Here is a 14455-nt window from a genome sequence, read left to right as displayed (position 1 = left end):
GCTAGCGGCCCGCCCCGGCGGGAAGAACGAGCGGCAGGCCCGGCGGCAGCCCGGCGCCGGGCGCGACCGGCACGGGGGCGCCCTGGGCGCGGTATTCGTGCAGCTTGTTGCGCAGCGTCCGGATCGAGATGCCGAGGATCTCGGCGGCGCGGGTGCGATTGCCGAGGCAATGCGTCAGCGTCTCGAGGATCAGGTCGCGCTCCACCTCCTCCATCCGGCGCCCGACCAGGCCGGCGACGCCGCCGGGTGCGGCCGGCGCGGCCGCCGCGGCGGTGCTGGCGGGCGGCGGGGCGGCGCCCGGCGCGGCCGGCGGCAGGGGCGTCAGCTCGATCGCCTCCGGCCCGATCCAGCCGCCCTCGGCCAGCAGCACCGCGCGGTGCAGCGTGTTCTCCAGTTCGCGGACATTGCCCGGCCAGGGATGCGCCAGCAGCGCCGCCTCGGCGGCCGGCGCGAGGGGCCGCACCGGCAGCCCGTTGGCCTCGGCGAAGCGGCGGGCGAAATGCGCTGCCAGCGCGCCGATATCGCCGGGCCGCTCGCGCAGCGGCGGGATGTGCAGCGCGACGACGTTGAGGCGGAAGTAGAGGTCCTCCCGGAACCGCCCCGCCCGCACCTCGGCGCCGAGGTCGCGGTTGGTCGCGGCCAGCAGACGGACATCCACCTTCACCGGCGCGGTGCCGCCCAGCCGGTCCACCTCGCGCTCCTGGATCACTCGCAGCAGCTTGGCCTGCAGGCGGGGGTCCATCTCGCCGATCTCGTCGAGCAGCAGCGTGCCGCCATCGGCCTGCTCGAACTTGCCCTTGCGCGCCGCGACGGCGCCGCTGAAGGCGCCCTTCTCATGGCCGAAGAGCTCGCTCTCCAGCAGCGTCTCGGGCAGGGCGGCGCAGTTCAGCGCGACGAAGGGGCCGCGGGCGCGGCGGGAATGGGCATGGAGGTAGCGGGCCAGCACCTCCTTGCCGGTGCCGCTCTCACCGGTGATGAGGATGCTTGCCTCGGCGCGGGCCAGCGCCTCGGCGCGGGCGAGCAGCGTGCCCATCATCGGGTCGCGGTGCACCGGCCCCTCGGCCTCGCCCGAGACCGCCTGCAACATCGCGGCGATGAGCTCGGCATCGGGGGGCAGGGGGAGGAATTCGCGGGCGCCGGCCTGGATAGCGCGCACCGCAGCCGCGGCATCGGCGTTGCGGCCGCAGGCGATGACCGGGCAGGCGATGCGTTCGGCGGCCAGCCGCTCCATCAGCCAGGCGATGTCATGCGCGAGGTCGCAGAGGACGAGGTCGGCGCCCTCCGAGCGCAGCTGGACCAGCGCCGCGGCCGGCCCGTCCACCTGGCCGATGCGGGCGCCGCGCGCCGCGGCGATGCGGGCGGCCTGGCCAAGCTCGGCCGCGAGGCCGCCGATGATGAGGAGGCGGGTCATGCGCGGGCATCCGGGGCGGGATTCGGCATCGCTCAGCCCTGCCGGTCGGATTTGACGATCTCGGTCATCGTCACGCCGAGGCGGTTGTCCTCCACCATCACCACCTCGCCGCGCGCGACGAGCCGGTTGTTGACGTAGATGTCCACTGCCTCGCCGAGCTTGCGGTCGAGCTCCACCACCGCGCCGCGGCCGAGCTTGAGGAGCTGCGAGACCTGCATGGTGGCGCGGCCGAGCACGGCGCTGACCTGCACGGGAATGTCGTAGACCGCCTCGAGGTCGCGGGCCGCGGCGCCCATGGCGGCGCGGCCGCTGCCGGCTTCCGCAGCCGTCACCGCTTCGAAGCTACTGCCCTCGGCCATGTCTCATCCCTCCAGCAGATCGAATGCGCGCAGCAGCCCGGCCACCGCCTGGCGCCGCGCCGCGAGCGAGAGCGCCGCCCCGCCGCCGCGCCAGGCGGCGGCGGCATCGCCCGGCGGCAGCGCCGGGTCCTCGGTCACCGTCAGCCGCGCATCGCCGATGCGGGCCGCCGCGGCGGTGGCGCAGCCCGGCGCGACGCGCAGCGTCACCGCGATGCCCTCCTCAAGCAGCGGCTGGAGATCAGCGGCGAGCCGGGCCGCCGCCTCCGGCGCCAGCCGCGCCGCCGCTTCGGGCAGCGCGGCATCGAGGGCGGCGAGCAGCAGCCCGGCCAATGTCTCGGCCGCCTCCGGCGCCGCGTCGCGCGCCTCGGTGGCGGCGGCGTTGAGCGCCGCGGCGATGCGCTCCAGCGCCACGGCCTCCCGCGCCGCGAGGCTGTCGGCGGCCTCGGCACGCGCCTGCGCCGCGCCCTCGGCAAGGCCGGCCTCGCGCGCCGCGGCGAGGCTGGCCTCCAGCGCCGCCGTGTCCCGGGCGGCAGCCTCGGCCAGGGCCGGGTCGGGCGCGGACGAGGGCGGCGCTTCCGGCGCGTCGAAATCGGGGATGACGAGCGCCATGCGGAGATCGGCCGGCGCCGCCAGCCCGGCGGCGGGCGCGAAGGGCAGGGGGGCGCGGATCGGCTGCCAGGCGGCGCTCACTGCACCATCTCCTCCTCGCGGCCATCCTGGAGCTGGATCTGGCCCTGCGCCGCCATGTCCTTGGCGAGCAGCACGATGGTCGCCTGCGCCTCGTCCACGTCGCGCAGCCGCACCGGGCCGAGCGCGGCGATATCGTCGCGCAGCAGCTTGGAGGCGCGCTCGGTGAGGTTGCGCATGAACATCTCGCGCAGCTGCTCCGAGGCGCCCTTGAGCGCCAGCGCCAGCTTGTCCTTCTCCACCGCCCGCAGCAGCGCCTGCAGCCCGGCGCCGTCGACGCGCTGCAGGTCCTCGAAGGTGAACATGAGGCCGCGGATGCGCTCGGCGGACTCGCGGTTGCGCTCCTCAAGTGCGGCGAGGATGCGGCCCTCGGCCTGGCGGTCCAGGTTATTGAAGATCTCCGCCATCATCTCGTGCGCGTCGCGCCGCTGCGAGCGGGCGAGGTTCGACATGAACTCCGCCTTCAGCGTGCGCTCGACGCCCTCGAGCGCCTCCTTCTGCACCGTCTCCATGCGCAGCATGCGCATGACGACCTCCATGGCGAAGCCCTCCGGCAGCAGGGAGAGCACGCGGGCGGCATGGTCGCTGCGGACCTTGGTGAGCACCACGGCGACGGTCTGCGGGTATTCATTCTTCAGGTAGTTCGCCAGCACCGCCTCGTTCACGTTGCCCAGCTTGTCCCACATGGTGCGGCCCGCGGGGCCGCGGATCTCCTCCATGATCTGGGCGACGCGGTCCTTCGGCAGCGTCTTGAGGAGCAGCCGCTCGGTGCTCTCGTAGCTGCCGATCAGCGTGCCCGCCTGGCCGAGATTTTCCCCGAACTCGCGGCAGAGCTCCTCGATCGCCGCGGCCGGCACGGTGCCGAGCGAGGCCATGGCGGCGGAGAGGTCGCGGATCTCGTCCTCATGCATGCGGGCGAAGAGGGCGGCCGCATGCTCCTCGCCGAGCGCCAGCATCAGGGCGGCCGCCTTCTGCGGCCCGGTCATCTGGCGGATGCCGCTCATCGCGCATTCTCCGGGTCGAGCCACCGTCGGATGACCGCAAGGCTCTCGTCCGGGTGGCTCTGGACGAGGTTGACGAGGGCGTTGAGCGAGGAGGCGCGCATCTGGCCCTGCACATGCGCGAGGCTGACCATGCCCTCGCCGGCGGCGCCGGGCGGCAGGGCGGCGGTCTCGCCGCCGGGTAGCGCCGCGGCCTCCTCCGCCGCACCGGGCAGCATCGAGCCCGGCAGGGCGCCGCCCGCTCCGGCCAGCGCCGGCACCGGCATCAGGCTCGCGGTGATGCGGCCGACCATCGGGCGCCCGATCAGCAGGATGGCGAGGAGGGCGACGAGGGCGAGCAGGGCGCTCTCGACCAGCCGCGTACCGAGGGCCGGGGAGAGCGGCAGGCCGAGGAACCGCTCCGGCGGCTCCGCGCCCAGTGCTTCCTCGGCGAAGCGCATCGAGACCACCTCGACCTTGTCGCCGCGCTTCTCGTCGAAGCCGATGGCGCTGCGCGCGAGTGTGGCGATGCGCGCCAGCTCCTCGGCGCTGCGCTCGCGCCAGCGCGGCGGGCCGCTGCTCTCGGCCGGCTCGGTCACGCCATCGACCAGCACGGCGAGGGAGATGCGGCGGATCACCGGATGCTCGCGCAGCGTGTTGCGGGTGGTGCGGCCGATCTCGAAATTCGTGGTTTCCTCCGAGCGATTCTCCTGGCTCCCGCCGCCGCCTGGGGGTTCGGTGCCGGGCAGGTTGCCGGCGACGGTGGTCGGCGGCGGCTCGGCGCCGCGGTTCTGCTCGCTGCTGCTCTGCTGGCTGCGGGCGACCTGATTCTCGGGGTCGAAGCGCTCCTCGCGCGTCTCGATGCGGTCGAAATCCATCTCGACCGTCGCCTCGGCCCGCACCCGTCCGGCGCCGAGGCTGCGCTCCAGCAGCTCCTCCACGGCGCGGCCGAGGCGCATCTCCTGCGCCCGGCGCAGCTCCTCCTGCGACTGGGTCATGGCGGCGCCGGCGAGGGTCTGGCCGCCGCGGGCGAGCAGGGTGCCACGGCTGTCGACGACCGAGATGTGCTGCGGCTTCAGCCCTGGCACGGCGGTGGCGACGAGGTGCAGCACCGCCTGCACGCCCTCGGCATCCAGGCGCTGGGTGCCCTGCATGGCCAGGACCACGCTCGCCTGCGCCTCGCCGCGCTCGCGCGAGAAGGCCTCGCGCCGCGGCAGCACCAAGTGGACGCGGGCGGCCCGCACTCCGGCGATGCCGCGGATGGTGCGGGCCAGCTCGCCCTCCAGGGCGCGCAGCTTGTTCACATCCTGCTGAAAGGGCGTGGTGGTCAGGCTCTCGCCGCGGTCGAAGATCTCCCAGCCGACGCCGCCGCCGGCCGGCAGCCCCTCGCGCGCCAGCAACAGGCGGAGCCGCGGCGCCTGCTCGGCCGGGGCCAGCACCTGGGTGCCGCCGGCGGCGAGGCGATAGGGGATCTTCTGCCGCTCCAGCGCGGCAACCACCGCGGCGGCGTCACGCGGTTCCAATTCCCCGAAGAGCGGCGCCATCTCCGGCTCGCTGGCGCGCAGCGCGAGCACGGCGAGCAGGCCGAGCAGGACAACCCCGACGCCGCCGAGGGCGAGCAGCCGCTTCGGCCCGAGCGCCTTCAGCCCGGCGATCACCCCGCCCATGCAGCCACCTCCTGTGACCCGTCCCGGCGCTGGCCGGACCTGCCGCCGCCGCTGCCCAGGGGATAGGCAGGCAGGCGGGGGCAAGGCGCCGCCGGGGGGCAAGATTTGCCGCATGGAGGGTTGCGAAGCGGTAAAGCCGCCCGGCCGCCGGGACACAGCCCTGCGGCGAGTGCGATTTACACGGTTTCGTCAGCTTGATATGTCCCGCCCACCGTGCGGAAAGCGGTGCATCGGCGGCGCTGGGGTCGCGAGGAGAGAGGGTCCGGCGGACCATGAAGATCGTCGCCTGCAACAGCAACCGGCCCCTGGCAGAAGCGGTCGCGGCCGCGCTCGGCCTGCCGCTCACCAGCGCCTCCATCCGGCGCTTCGCGGATATGGAGGTCTTCGTCGAGATCAACGAGAACGTCCGCGGCGAGGACGTCTTCGTGGTGCAGAGCACCAGCTACCCGGCGAACGACAACCTGATGGAGCTGCTGATCACGCTGGATGCCCTGCGCCGCGCGAGCGCCCGGCGGGTCACGGCCGTGATCCCCTATTTCGGCTATGCGCGGCAGGACCGGAAATCCGGCTCCCGCACCCCGATCTCTGCCAAGCTGGTGGCGAACCTCATCACCGCGGCCGGCGCGCACCGGGTGCTGACGATGGATCTGCACGCGGCGCAGATCCAGGGCTTCTTCGACATCCCGGTCGACAACCTCTTCGCCGCGCCGCTCTTCACCCGCGACATCCAGGAGCGCTACCGCGGCCGCGAGCTGATGGTGGTCTCACCTGATGTCGGCGGCGTGGTGCGTGCCCGGGCGCTGGCGGCGCGGCTGCACACCGATCTCGCCATCATCGACAAGCGCCGCCCGCGGGCCGGCGTCTCCGAGGTGATGAACGTGATCGGCGAGGTCGAGGGGCGGCACTGCATCCTGATCGATGACATCGTCGATTCCGGCGGCACGCTGTGCAATGCCGCCGAAGCGCTCATCAAGAACGGCGCCAACGGCGTCTCGGTCTATGTGACGCACGGGGTTTTCTCGGGCGGCGCGGTCGCCCGGGTGGGCGCCTCGCCGATCGAGAACATGACGGTGACGGACAGCATCCTGGCCACCGAGGCGGTGCGGATCTCCTCGAACATCCGGCAGATCACCATCGCCCCGCTCATGGCCGAGGCGGTGCGCCGGATTTCGGACGAGAGTTCCGTCTCCTCGCTCTTCAACTAAGGGCAGGCCTGCTCCGACAGGCGCCGACGATCCCGAAGCGGTTGTTGGTTTCCCTTCGAGGCCCCGTAAGTGCGTTCGGCCGGTAGTACGGTGGATCGTCGGCGCCTTGTCATCAACCTATCAGATCATGGCGGGTTGGTAAGTCCCCTTCGCGTAGGCGTGAAGCGAGCGTGCCGGGTTATGCAAGCGGCTGGCAGGCGGTAACCTCGGCATCCCAACCCAGGGGGAGGGACGTCATGAAGCTCTATTATTCGCCCGGTGCCTGTTCCATCGGCATCCATGTGCTGCTCGAGGAAATAGGCACGCCCTACGAGGCCGAGGCGGTCAACCTGCGGGAGGGCGGCCAATTCCAGCCGGCCTTCACCGCGATCAACCCGAAATCCAAGGTCCCGACCCTCGTCCGCGACGATGGCAGCGTGCTGACCGAGTATCCGGCGATCGCGGTCTGGCTCGCCGGCACCTTCCCTGAGGCGAAGCTGCTGCCGCAGGGCGCCGATGGTCTCGCCCGGGCGCTGGAGTTCACCGACTACGCCGTCGCCACCCTGCACATGCAGGGCTTCTCGCGCATCTTCCGTCCTGCGAATTTCGCGCCCTCGGAAGCCGACCACCCGGCGGTGAAGGCGCGGGGCGAGGAGATCTTCAGCAAGGGCCTCGGCGTATTCGACAAGGCGCTGGAGGGCAAGGACTGGTTGCTCGGCGATTTCTCCTTCGCCGACAGCGCGCTGTTCTATCTCTCCTTCTGGTGGGGCGACCGGCTGAAGAAGCCCCTGCCGGCGAATGTGGCGAAGCATTACGAGCGCATGAAGGCCCGCCCCTCGGTGCAGCGGGTGCTCAAGGCCGAGGGCCTGGCCTGAGGCTTGACCGCGCCTGGCTCCCGGCGCCAACAGGAGGCCGGGCGGCGGTCGCGCTGCGGGCCTCCCCTGGGGCCGATGGCCGGCCCACGAGGAGGATGAGGACCGCATGGCGGAGAGGCTGAACCCGATACCCTTCTGGTTTCTTCGCCATGGCGAGACCGACTGGAACGCGCAGGGCCTCTCCCAGGGCCATACCGACATTCCGCTGAACGCGGTCGGGCTGGCCCAGGCGGAGCGCGCGGCGCGCACGCTGCAGGGCATCGGCGGCATCGCCACCATCGTCACCTCGCCCCTGCTGCGCGCCCGACGGACGGCCGAGATCGCCGCCGAGGCGCTCGGCCTGCCGGTGGCCCTCGATGACGGGCTGAAGGAGGTCAATTTCGGCGAGCAGGAAGGCAAGCCGATGGGCGACTGGTACGACGACTGGATCGCCGGGACCTACACGCCCGAAGGCGCCGAGGATTTCGCCACCTTGCTCGCCCGCGCCGTCGCGGCGGTGAACCGAGCGACGGCGCAGCCCGGCCCGGTGCTGGTGGTGGCGCATGGCGCGCTGTTCCGCGCGCTGCGGCTCGCCTTCGGGCATGAGCCGAATGTTCGCACGCCGAACGCCCTGCCGATCCGCTGCACGCCGCCCGGGCCCGGCGCCAAGGCCTGGGACCTGGCGCCGGCGGCGCTGGCCGCGGAGGCCTGAGCGGCTTCGGAGGCGAGGAAGCATGAGCCGACGTCCATCCCGCAGGAGCGGCCCCCAGAAGGGCAATGTCCCGGAAGGCGGTTTCGCCGAGTTGCGGGCCGAGATCGACCGGCTGCGCCGCGAGCTGACCCAGGCGCAGGCGCGCATCCGGCAGCTCGAGCAGGGCGGTGGCGAGCCGCTGGCGGCGCGGCGGATCGCCGAGCTCGAGGAAGGGCAGAAGGTGGCGCGCGGCCTGGCTGTCGAGGCGGCGCTCGCCCGCTCCCGCGCCGAGGGCGAGCTGAAGACCCTGCGCGCCGCGCTCGAGCGCGCGGCGGGCCTGCATGGCTGGCTGCTGCGGCGCGCGCTGCGGCGGCTGGATGGCCGGCCCGGCGGCGCAGCCCGGCCGCGGCGCTGAGGCCGCCCTTCTACAGCGGGGCAGGATTCAGCATTGAATGCTGCCCCGCTGTGGTTTCTTGTTCTCAGGGCGGATTCACGCGTCCGAGCGTTCGCGCCCTCCCACGCTTCGCTCCAGACCATGATCCGCTCACACAGGTGCACGGATCATGGTCCAGGCCGTTGTTTGAGCGCGTGATTCACGCTTTTCGGTGAGTCCACCTTAAGCGATCACGCTCTGGCGCGCGGTCTGGGCGCCGGAACGTCTCGCGACCCTGCCGCGTCAGGGCCGTTGAAGTGCCCGAGCACGGGCCATGCCGGCATGATCGCGCGGGCCCATCCAAGCGATGGAGCGCCTCCATGAGCCAGACGGTTGGTGATTTCTTCTGGGAACGGCTGCATCAATGGGGCGTGCGGCGCGTCTTCGGCTATCCCGGCGACGGCATCAACGGGTTGCTCGGCGCGCTGAACCGCTTCGGCACCGACAAGATCGCCTTCGTGCAGGTGCGGCATGAGGAGATGGCGGCCTTCATGGCCTCCGCCCATGCCAAGTTCACCGGCGAGCTCGGCGTCTGCATCGCCACCTCCGGCCCCGGCGCCTCGCATCTCGTCACCGGGCTCTACGATGCGCGGCTCGACCACCAGCCGGTGCTGGCCATCGTCGGGCAGCAGGCGCGCGCGGCGGTGGGCGGGCACTACCAGCAGGAGCTCGACCTGCCGGCGATGCTCAAGGACGTCGCCGGCGCCTTCGTGCAGCAGGCGATGACGCCGCCGCAGGTCCGCCACCTGGTGGACCGCGCGGTGCGCATCGCCATCGCCGAGCGGCGCGTCACCGCCCTCGTCTTCCCCAACGACCTGCAGGACGAGCCCTATGAGGAGCCGCCGCGCAAGCACGGCACGGTGCATTCCGGCATCGGCTACGCGGCGCCGAAGGTCGTGCCCTATGACGAGGAGCTGCGCCGCGCCGCTGCGGTGCTGAACGAGGGAAAGCGCGTCGCCATGCTGGTCGGTGCGGGGGCGCTGCAGGCGACCGACGAGGTGATCGCGGTGGCCGACCGGCTGCAGGCTGGCCTTGCCAAGGCGCTGCTCGGCAAGGCGGCGCTGCCGGACGACCTGCCCTGGGTCACCGGCTCCATCGGCCTGCTCGGCACCCGGCCGAGCTGGGAGCTGATGAACGGTTGCGACACGCTGCTCATGGTCGGCTCCGGCTTCCCCTATTCCGAGTTCCTGCCGAAGGAAGGCCAGGCGCGCGGGGTGCAGATCGACATCCAGCCCGGGATGCTCAGCCTGCGCTACCCGATGGAGGTGAACCTCACCGGCGATAGCGCGGAGACGCTGCGGGCGCTGCTGCCGCTGCTCGAGCAGAAGCAGGACCGTTCCTGGCGCGAGGGCATCGAGAAGGAGGTGCGCGACTGGTGGGGCGTGCTGGAGGACCGGGCGATGCAGCCGGCCAAGCCGGTGAACCCGCAGCGGGTGACCTGGGAGCTCTCGCCGCGCCTGCCGGAGCGGGCCATCGTCACCAGCGACAGCGGCTCCTGCGCCAACTGGTATGCGCGGGACGTGAAGATGCGCCGCGGCATGATGGCCTCGCTCTCCGGCGGCCTCGCCTCGATGGGCGCGGCGGTGCCCTATGCGATCGCCGCCAAGCTCGCGCATCCCGACCGGCCGGTCATCGCCCTGGTCGGCGACGGCGCCATGCAGATGAACAACATGGCCGAGCTGATCACCGTGGCGAAGTACTGGAAAGACTGGGCCAGTCCAACCTGGGTCTGCTGCGTCTTCAACAACCAGGACCTGAACCAGGTAACCTGGGAGCAGCGGGTGCAGGAGGGCGACCCGAAATTCGAGGCGACGCAGAGCATCCCCGACGTCCCCTATCACCGCTTCGCCGAGCTGATCGGGCTGCGCGGCATCCTCGTCGAGGATCCCGACCGGCTCGGCTCGGCCTGGGAGGAGGCGCTGGCGGCGGACCGGCCGGTGGTGCTGGAGGTCAGGACCGACCCTAACGTACCGCCGCTGCCGCCGCACATCACCCTGGCGCAGATGAAGGCCTTCACCTCCACCCTGCTCAGCCCCGATCCGGAGGAGGGCAGCGTGATCGTCAACACCGCGAAGCAGGTGCTGAGCAGCGTGTTGCCGGGCAAGAAGTAGCCGGCCCGGGCGGCATCAGATCGGCGGAATGCCCCGCTTCTTCGGCGGCAGCCCGCCATGCGTGCGGCTCTTACACTGCCGCAGCACCTCTATGATTCGCGCGCGGGTTTCGCGTGGGTCGATCACGTCATCGAGGCCGAAGCCCTCCGCCGCGCGCAGCGCGCCAGTGCGGGCGCGGATGCCGTCGATCAGCGCCTGGCGGTGCGCCGCCGGGTCGGGCGCCGCCTCGATCGCCCGGCGATGGGCGATGTCGACCGAACCCTCGATCGACATGGCGCAGATCTCCGCGCTCGGCCAGGCGAAGGCGGCGTCCGCCTCCATGCTGCGGCCGCCCGCCATGGCGATGTAGCCGAGGCCGTAGCCCTTGCGCAGCACGATGGAGATGCGGGGCACCGTCGCATGCGCCCATTCGAAGGGCAGCTTGGCGCTGCGCCGGCCGAGGCGGCTGCGCTCGGCGGCGGAGCCGATGAGGAAGCCCGGCACGTCGATCAGCGAGACCAGCGGCAGGCCGAAGGCGTCGCAGAAGGCGATGAAGCGCGCCCCCTTCTCGGCCGCTGCCGCATCGATGATGCCGCCGAGCCGCAGCGACTGGTTGGCGAGGATGCCGACCGGCTGGCCGTCGAGGCGGGCGAGGGCGGTGACCATGTTCGCCGCATGGCGCGGCTTCAGCTCGAGCATGCTGCCGCGATCGGCGATGCCGGCGATGGCCTCGCGCACGTCGAAGCCCTTGCGGCGGTCCTCCGGCACCAGCGTCAGCAGCGCCTCCTCGCGCCGCTCCGCCGGATCGTCGCAGGGCAGGCAGGGCGGCGCGGCGCGGGCATTGGCGGGGAGGTAGCCGAGGAAGCGGCGGGCCAGGGCCAGCGCCTCGGCCTCGCTCTCCACGGCGAGATCCGCCAGGCCATGCGCTCCGGCCTGCAGCGCCGCGCCGCCGAGCGCTTCCTGGTCCAGCACCTCGCCGGTCGCCGCCTTCACCAAAGCGGGCCCGGCCATGCCCATGGTGGCGAGGCCGTTCACCATGACGACGAGATCGGAGAAGCCGGCGAAATTGGTCGGCGCGGCGAAGCCGGGGCCGAGCATGAGCGCGACCAGCGGCACCCAGCCCGAGGCGCGGGCAAGGGTGCGGATCAGCGGGCTGGCATGGGCGAAGCTGCGGGCGTCCTGGCCGTCCTGGATGCGGTGGCCGCCGCCGTCGAGCAGCATCACCAGCGGCAGGCCGCGGGCGATGGCGGTCTCCACCGCATGCACCGTCTTCGCCGTGCCGATGCGGCCGATGCTGCCGCCCGCGACGCTGAAGTCCTGCGCCAGCACGGCGACGGCACGTCCCTCGACCCGGCCGGCACCGGTGACGACGCCATCGGCCGGCTGCGGCGGTGGGCCCGCGCCATCCGCCTCGGCCAGGGCGAAGCCGCCGATCTCGCGGAAGCTGCCGGCATCGAGCAGCGCGGCGACGCGCTCCCGCGCCGTCATCTTGCCGCGCCCACGCTGCCGGGCGAGCGCTTCGCCCCGCGCCGCATCCTGCAGCGCCGCCCGGGCGCGCTCGACCGCGGCGAGGCGGTCCGTGCCGCTCATGCGTGGGCCTCGGCGCGCAGCGAGCGGCGGCAGCTCTCGAGCGCCGCCCGCGTGGCCAGCCGCAGGTCGATCGACTCGCGGTCGAGCAGCCATTGCGTCACCAGGCCGCGGATCAGGCCGAGCACCAGCGAGGCCTCGACCGCGGGGTCGAGCTCGGCCCGGATCTCGCCCTTCCGCTGGCCGCAGCGGATGTGATGCTCGAAGGCCCGCCGGTAGCCCTGGAAATAAGCGGCGAGGCGCGGCCGCAGCTCCGGCACCACGGTGAGCGATTCCATGCACAGGATGTAGAGCGCGCCGACCGCCTCCGGCCCCGCCATGCAGCCGTGGAAATGCGCCGCGACGCGGGCGAGCAGCCCGTCGAGGCCGCTCTCCTCCGGCAGGCCGGCGAAGACGTTCTCCTCCGCCCAGGCCTCCATGCGGTCGATCAGCGCTTGCAGCAGCGCCACCTTGCTGCCGAAGCGCTCCACCGGCAGGCCGCGGCTGAAGCCGGCCTCCAGCCCGATGGCGGCGAGGCTGGTGCCGGCCGAGCCGCCGCGCGCGACGAGGCGCAGCGCCGCCGCCAGCAGCCGGCCGTCGGAGGCGGAGCGCCGGTCCTGCTGGGTGCGGCGCGGCGCCGTGGCGGGCTGCGGCTGCATCAGCCGGGTGGCCCGAGCGGCGCCGCCTCGAGCCGATCGCGGCGGATGCGGAGGCCGGCCGCCTCCCGGTCCCAGGTATCGGGCGTCAGGCCGGCGGCGCGGAGGAGGTGCTTCTCGACCTTCTGGGTCGGCGTCATCGGCAGCGCCTCGACGAAGCGGATGAAGCGCGGGATCATGAAATGTGCGAGGCGGGGCCGCAGGAATTCGATGAGGACGGCCGGGTCTGGCGCGCGGCCCGGGACGCGGGAGAGGACGGCGAGGATCTCGTCCTCGCCATGCTCGCCCGGCACCGGCACGACGGCGGCCTCGCGGATATCGGGATGCGCCGCGATCTCGCGCTCCACCTCGAAGGAGGAGATGTTCTCGCCGCGGCGGCGGATGGCGTCCTTCAGCCGGTCGACGAAGTAGAAATTGCCCTCGGCATCGCGGCGGAAGGCGTCGCCGGTGTGGAACCAGCCATTGCGCCAGGCGCGCGCCGTCGCCTCCGGATTGCCGTGATAGCCATGGTTGAGCGCCCAGGGCATGTCGCTGCGCAGCACCAGCTCGCCCACCGCTTCCGGCGGCAGCTCGCAATCGTTCTTGTCCACCACCCGCGCCTCGTAGCCCGGCCGCACCCGGCCGCAGCTGCCGAGCGCCTCCGGGTTGCGGTCGGTGAAGATCGGGCAGGAAAGCTCGGTCATGTTGTAGGTGCTGTACCACTCCACGCCGAAGCGCCGGCCGAAGGCGAGCGCCGCCTGGTTCAGCGGGATGATCACCGTCTTCTTCAGCGGATGGTCGCGGTCCTGTGGCGTGGGCGGTTGGCTCGCCAGGAAGGAGGCCATGGTGCCGAGCACCGTCATCGCCGTGGTACCGGTGCGCCGCACCGAATCCCAGAAGCTGCGCGTGTCGAAGGCGGAGACCATGGCGATGGAGCCGCCGCGGACCAGCGCGTTGAAGCAGGGCGAGGTGCCGCCGACATGGAAGAGTGGCAGCGTCACCATCTGCCGGTCCTCGGCGTCCAGATAGGTATGCGCCTTCGCCGCCGCCCACCACTGCGCATAGGAGCAGAGCACGGCCTTGGATGGGCCGGTTGTGCCGGAGGTGAGGATCGCCGCCATCGTATCCCAGGGCTGGATGGGGCGCGGCGGCGGGTCGGACTCCTCGCCGACCCCGGTCAGCGCCGCCTCGGGCAGCGGCGCGAGGTCGCCGAACGGCGTCGCCGCCTCGCCGATGGCGACCAGCTGCCGCAGCGGGCCGGTCTCGATCTCGGCCAGGCGCGGCAGCAGCCGGGCATCGCCGACCAGCAGCCGAGCGCCGGAGAGTCGCACCACATGCTGCAGCAGCGCGCCGCGATAGGCGGTGTTCACCGGCATGGAGACGGCGCCGAGATAGTTCAGCCCGAACCAGGCGGCGAGGGCATGCGGCCCGTTCGGCAGCCAGGTGAGCACGATGTCGCCCTGCCGCACGCCGAGGCGCTGGAAGCCGGCGGCGAAGCGCCGCGTCCAATGCGCCAGATCGGCATAGGTCCAGCGCGTGCCATCGGTGTCGAACAGGGCATAGAGCCGCCCCGGCACCGTCGCGGCGCGCTGGTCGACAAGGGCGCGCAGCACGCAGTCCGCCGCCGCGGGCAGCCGCGGATCGGCGCCGGGCGCGGCCATGCCGCCTAGCCGGCCAGGACCAGCAGGAGCTGGCCCTCGGAGACCGTCTCACCCTCCTCGACGCGGATCTCCGCCACCTTGCCCTTGGCCGGGGCGGCGACCGGGATCTCCATCTTCATCGATTCCAGCAGCAGCAGGTCGGCGCCCTCCGCCACCTCGTCGCCGATCGCCACCAGCAGCTTCCAGATGCTGCCGGCCATCTCGGAATTCACGCGGATCACGGCCATGGGGACTTCA

The 14455-nt window shown here is 72.5% G+C and carries 14 protein-coding genes; 5 read left to right on the top strand and 9 right to left on the bottom strand.

Annotated elements, in window-relative coordinates; all coding sequences use genetic code 11:
• Position 1: 1 nt before the first annotated feature.
• The 5 genes from HJG45_RS15765 to fliF form a co-directional block, all read right to left on the bottom strand.
• On the bottom strand, positions 2 to 1411 hold the full coding sequence (locus tag HJG45_RS15765; protein ID WP_171613055.1) for a sigma-54-dependent Fis family transcriptional regulator: 1410 nt from the start codon (positions 1409 to 1411) through the stop codon (positions 2 to 4).
• A gap of 32 nt (positions 1412 to 1443) precedes the next feature.
• A complete protein-coding gene (fliN, locus tag HJG45_RS15760; RefSeq protein WP_254452566.1) occupies positions 1444 to 1707 on the bottom strand; it encodes a flagellar motor switch protein FliN in 264 nt (87 codons plus the stop codon).
• Between the two features lie 66 nt (positions 1708 to 1773).
• Positions 1774 to 2460 carry a hypothetical protein gene (locus tag HJG45_RS15755; protein ID WP_171613053.1) on the bottom strand — a complete coding sequence of 229 codons (687 nt, stop codon included), beginning with the start codon at positions 2458 to 2460 and terminating at the stop codon, positions 1774 to 1776.
• Complete coding sequence (fliG, locus tag HJG45_RS15750; protein ID WP_171613052.1) at positions 2457 to 3461, bottom strand: flagellar motor switch protein FliG; 1005 nt, start codon at positions 3459 to 3461, stop codon at positions 2457 to 2459. Before fliG ends, HJG45_RS15755 begins: the two co-directional genes overlap by 4 nt.
• Positions 3458 to 5104, bottom strand: a complete 1647-nt coding sequence (fliF, locus tag HJG45_RS15745) for a flagellar basal-body MS-ring/collar protein FliF (protein ID WP_171613051.1) — start codon at positions 5102 to 5104, stop codon at positions 3458 to 3460. The genes fliG and fliF overlap by 4 nt, the downstream gene beginning before the upstream one ends.
• Positions 5105 to 5376: 272 nt before the next feature.
• Between fliF and HJG45_RS15740 the strand changes: the two genes are divergently transcribed.
• The 5 genes from HJG45_RS15740 (at position 5377) to HJG45_RS15720 (ending at position 10377) form a co-directional block, all read left to right on the top strand.
• Positions 5377 to 6309, top strand: a complete 933-nt coding sequence (locus HJG45_RS15740) for a ribose-phosphate pyrophosphokinase (RefSeq protein ID WP_171613050.1) — start codon at positions 5377 to 5379, stop codon at positions 6307 to 6309.
• Positions 6310 to 6545: 236 nt separating this feature from the next.
• The gene (locus HJG45_RS15735) at positions 6546 to 7163 is read left to right on the top strand and encodes a glutathione S-transferase family protein (protein WP_171613049.1); all 618 of its coding nucleotides are present in this window, start codon (positions 6546 to 6548) and stop codon (positions 7161 to 7163) included.
• A gap of 106 nt (positions 7164 to 7269) precedes the next feature.
• Positions 7270 to 7854: a histidine phosphatase family protein gene (locus HJG45_RS15730; protein ID WP_171613048.1), complete on the top strand. Its 585-nt coding sequence runs from the start codon at positions 7270 to 7272 to the stop codon at positions 7852 to 7854.
• A 22-nt stretch (positions 7855 to 7876) separates the two neighbouring features.
• Entirely contained in the window at positions 7877 to 8248 is a 372-nt protein-coding gene (locus tag HJG45_RS15725) for a hypothetical protein (RefSeq protein WP_171613047.1), read from the top strand.
• A gap of 338 nt (positions 8249 to 8586) precedes the next feature.
• The gene (locus HJG45_RS15720; protein ID WP_171613046.1) at positions 8587 to 10377 is read left to right on the top strand and encodes a thiamine pyrophosphate-requiring protein; all 1791 of its coding nucleotides are present in this window, start codon (positions 8587 to 8589) and stop codon (positions 10375 to 10377) included.
• A 15-nt stretch (positions 10378 to 10392) separates the two neighbouring features.
• Here HJG45_RS15720 and HJG45_RS15715 read toward each other — a convergent pair whose 3' ends face one another.
• The 4 genes from HJG45_RS15715 to HJG45_RS15700 are packed head-to-tail and all read right to left on the bottom strand — an operon-like array spanning position 10393 to position 14445.
• A complete protein-coding gene (locus HJG45_RS15715; protein ID WP_171613045.1) occupies positions 10393 to 11946 on the bottom strand; it encodes an acyl-CoA carboxylase subunit beta in 1554 nt (517 codons plus the stop codon).
• Complete coding sequence (locus HJG45_RS15710) at positions 11943 to 12581, bottom strand: TetR/AcrR family transcriptional regulator (RefSeq protein ID WP_171613044.1); 639 nt, start codon at positions 12579 to 12581, stop codon at positions 11943 to 11945. The genes HJG45_RS15715 and HJG45_RS15710 overlap by 4 nt, the downstream gene beginning before the upstream one ends.
• Complete coding sequence (locus tag HJG45_RS15705) at positions 12581 to 14218, bottom strand: AMP-binding protein (RefSeq protein WP_171613043.1); 1638 nt, start codon at positions 14216 to 14218, stop codon at positions 12581 to 12583. Before HJG45_RS15705 ends, HJG45_RS15710 begins: the two co-directional genes overlap by 1 nt.
• A 5-nt stretch (positions 14219 to 14223) precedes the next feature.
• Positions 14224 to 14445 carry an acetyl-CoA carboxylase biotin carboxyl carrier protein subunit gene (locus tag HJG45_RS15700; RefSeq protein WP_171613042.1) on the bottom strand — a complete coding sequence of 74 codons (222 nt, stop codon included), beginning with the start codon at positions 14443 to 14445 and terminating at the stop codon, positions 14224 to 14226.
• Between the last annotated feature and the right edge of the window lie 10 nt (positions 14446 to 14455).

It is taken from the genome of Roseicella sp. DB1501, assembly GCF_013112485.1.
Lineage (GTDB): Bacteria > Pseudomonadota > Alphaproteobacteria > Acetobacterales > Acetobacteraceae > Paracraurococcus.
This window is presented reverse-complemented; position numbering and strand designations above follow the sequence as displayed.